Below are 3,879 nucleotides of genomic sequence, written 5' to 3'. Positions count from 1 at the left end.
GGGCGTCCCGGTCAGAGTGATGGTTCCGCCAAGGTTGGAGACAAGGCCAAGTCCGGCGGCCATCATGTGCGCGCCGGCGCCGCCCGAGATCGTGTAGTTGATCCCGGTCTTGGTGACGGTTCCTCCGTTCTCCGCGCTGATGTGCCAGGTCGAGCACGCACCGAACTCGCATTTCCCGGTAATCTGGAGCAGTCCGCCGTTCATAGCGGTCATGCCGGCACCGCCCGAGCTTGTGACCTTGATGCCGCCGACGGAGAGCTTCGTTGCCTGCCCGGAAACGGTGAGGCAGGTTCCCGCCGAGGAGATCGTCACGTTGCCGGGCGTGGTCGTGTCGCCCAATAGGGTGATGTTGCCGGCGCCGACTTGCGGCGAAGATTGGCTCGCCGCGGCATAGGTGCCATTCCGCACCTGGATGGTCACGTCGAAGCCGCCGAGATCGAGCGTGCCGTAGACGACGTTCAGGGCCTTCTGGATGGTGAGGAACGCTCCACCCGCACTATCGGTCAGGCCATTGTTGCTGTCGCTGCCGTCGGCGCGGACGTAGTAGGTGCGGTTGGCGGCGAGCTTCTCGCGGCCCCCGCCTCCGCCAGCGGTGAATTGGCCGAACGCGATCGGGCTCGATCCGAGCGTGCCGCCCCGGTTCGAGGTGCAGCGCCACAGCGTGTCGGCGTTCGCCGTTCCCTCCATCACCGAGAAATAGACGCCCGGGTGCTCGTCATAGGTGTCGAAGGCCGCATCGCGGCTGGCCGCACCCGTGGCGGGCACGATATAGACGCCGTTCTCGGCCGCAGCCGTCTGTTGCGTGACGAGCACGCGGTCGCCGGTGTTGAGCGTAACGCCGTCGTGCGTCGTGCCGTTGGCGAGGCCGCCGCCGGCGAGGTTCACGTTCGCCGTGGTCTTGGCCCGGCAGATGGTGAGAGACGAAGCGCCCGCAGGCCCAGCCGGACCCGTGGGTCCCGCCGGCCCCGCTGGGCCGGCCGGCCCTTCGATGCCGGCGAGCGCCCAGGCCGTGCCGTCGAAGCGGTACATGGCGTCTTCGTCCATGACCCAGGCGAGCCAGCCCGCGCCCGCGCCTGCGCCCGGCAGATAGGAGCGCCATTCGCCGTCGATGAACCGCGCGACACGCTTTTCCCAGCCGGCCCACGCGCCGGTCGCGGTTCCGCCCGCGCCCGCCACGATATAGCAGTCGCCTTCGGCGGGGCTCACGGGCGGCGTGGTCAAGTCCTTGTCCTTGACCGAGAGTTGCACCAGCGTGTCGAGCAGGGTCATCGCCTCGTTGTGGGTGACGTGCTTCTGCGCCTGCGAGGCGGCGATGTAGGGGATGCGGAGCTTCGCGCTTTCTTCGGCCATGGCCCGTCCTCAGTGCTGGTAATCGTAGGTGAGCTGCTCGGCCGGAACGCCGGGCCCGTAGCTCGGCGAGATTTGCGCCACGCGGATCGACACGTTCCATTGCGCCGAACCGAAATCCGCCGTCTGCATCGCCGCGGTGTAAAGGAAGGCGGGGCTCGTGACCTCCACCGTCCTCACCGGGTCGCCGCCCGGCGCGTCGAGAACCTCGAGCCGGTAGCGCTCCTCATCCTCGCCGAGCGGGACTTCGACAGTTTCCCAGCTATCGCCCGCCACGCGCGTCCGGCGTACCCAAAGGAAAGTCCAGTCGCCATTCGACGGGTTGCGCTTGCCCTGCAGGTGGACCGGCGCGAGCGGCCGGAGGCCCAGCCCTTGAAACGCGTGCGCCGCGCTGCCATAGGACGGCGCATCGAGGCTCTCGCTCACCGGTCCGAATTTGTAGTTGAGCGGAAGCCCGATCTCGTCGGGCCTGAGATCGACCGGCGTCACCGCGCTGTTGATAAGGATGAAGCGCGCGCCCGCCGCAACCGGATCGCGCATGGCTCGCTCGGTGCCGCCCTGCCCGCGCAAGAGGATCGACAGATCGTACGTAACGGGCGCGATCAGCGTCGCGGTCCGGAACTGGATCAGCTCCCACGCCCCGTCCTCGGTCTCGATCGCGGCGTAGTTCGCGCCGTTGAGCAGCGCCTCCTCGGTCACCGAAACGAGCTCGCCGTAATCCAGCACGACGCGGAGCACGTTGCTCTTGTCGAATCGGTAGAGCGGGCCCGAATAGAATCCGAACGCCGTCTTGCCGAGCACGGGCCGCGCGCCCACGATCGTATTCAGCTCGTAGCCGCTCGATGACGGCGAGCGGTAGAACGCCACAGCCTCCGGCCAAGGGTCGGCGTTGGCGGCGACATAGCCCGTCTGCGGCAGCTCATCGCCCCGGAGGAGCGGCAGATCGAGGAAGAAACCGCTGGTCGGCCCGTACACGGTGACGACATCGATCGGCCTTCGCCGCTGCGGCACCGGCAGCGCATCGAAGCTGAACGGCTCGACCGAGCGCGCTTCCACCGACTTGAACGCGGCGTCGCGCGTCTCAGTGATGCGGAGGGCATAGCTCCTCGCGCCGGCCGCGAGCGTCACCACGTCGCCAGGCTCGAGGGCAAGGCGCGATGGCGGCAGCGCAAAGCTCGCCCGCTCGCGCGCGGCCCAGGCATCCTCGAGCCAGGTCTCGGCGATTGCTTGCGCCGCGCCCTGGTTCATGGCGATGGGAAGCTCGGCGCCCGACACACGGTCGCTCCTCACGCCGAGCTTGCGCGCCTCGACCGCGGCCTGAGCGTAATCCTGGCTCGCATCGACGTAAGTGACCTTGGCCGAGAGCGGCAGCTCGGTCTCCTGCCCGCGCGTGATCGTGTAGAGCGGCGCCTCGGCGTCGGTCTCGACCAGATCGTCGGGCGCGATGCTCGCGAGTGACCCGATCAGCCCGCGATGCGCGAACTGGATCAGCCCGCCGGATTCCCGCGCGTCGAACAGATAAGCGAGGCTGAGCGGTTGAAGCGCTTCGCGCGCCGACATGATGCGGTCGATGATGAAGCCGTCGAGGAAGCCGTAGAGCTGGCTCGCCTCGTAGCGGGTGAAGCCGTAATCCTCGAGGATCTGGCGCACGATCGCGGCAAGCGCGCCGCCGCCCACGCGTCCCGTGAGCCAGTGGCCGAGCTCCCAGTTGCCGCCGTCGGCCCACACCGACAAGGCATAAGGGAAAGCGGGATAAGGCCGCGCGTCCCAGGTATAGGCGAAGATGCGGTCGATATCGACCATCCGCCCGCCGTAAGAGCCGGACACCGGATTCGAATCCGCGACATAGTCCTCGTGGCTCGGATCGAAGAAGGTGTAGATCGCCGTGAGGTAGCGGCGCTGGATCAGATCGTCTCTGACGCTGCGCGAAAAGAAGGGCGCGAACGATTCCGAGCTCTTCGGGTCGATGAACACGTTGGGCTGGTTCGAGCCCTTGTCGACGGCCGGGCAGCCGACCTCGGTGAACCAAATCGGCTTCGATTCCGGCACCCACGCCGTGGGACTCCCCGATTCCACACCGCCGGGGCGATGATAGTGGTGGTTCTGCCACCACTCCTTGATCGCCTTCGGCTTGTAGATCCACGGCTTGCCGTAGGCGCCGTCGGTGATCGGCAACCGCGTCTGCGCGATCCGCTCTGGTGACGCTTCGTTACCCGTCGCCCCGGCCGCCGCATAGTACCAGTCGAAGCCCTCGCCTCCCCTGATATTGCCGCGCAGATAGTCGAGGTCGTAGATCGACCGCCACCCCGCCTGATGGTCGAGATGCGCCTCGCCGTCGCGCCAATCCGACAACGGCCAATAGACGTCGATACCGACGGCGTCGATCGCGCTCGAGGCCCACAGCGGATCGAGATGGAAATAGACGTCGCCCGAGCCGTCTTGCGGCTGGTGCCCGCGATGCTCGGTCCAGTCTGCCCCGTAGGTGATCTTGGTGCCGGGGCGAAGCACGCTCCGCACATCCGCCGCAAGCGC

2 protein-coding genes are annotated in these 3,879 nt (G+C 67.5%); both read right to left on the bottom strand.

All coding sequences use genetic code 11. The features are described 5' to 3' along the window. A partial coding sequence (locus tag VFB18_RS05600) for a DUF2793 domain-containing protein (RefSeq protein ID WP_324972018.1) occupies window positions 1-1,350 on the bottom strand: 1,350 nt, incomplete at its 3' end. 9 nt (window positions 1,351-1,359) lie between these two features. Next, window positions 1,360-3,879: baseplate multidomain protein megatron (locus VFB18_RS05595; protein WP_324972016.1), on the bottom strand; the 2,520-nt coding region annotated here is incomplete at its 5' end.

The organism is Methyloceanibacter sp. (assembly GCF_035650995.1).
GTDB lineage: Bacteria > Pseudomonadota > Alphaproteobacteria > Rhizobiales > Methyloligellaceae > Methyloceanibacter.
The sequence above is the reverse complement of the archived record's forward strand: the minus strand, read 5'-3'. Positions and strand labels throughout refer to the sequence as shown.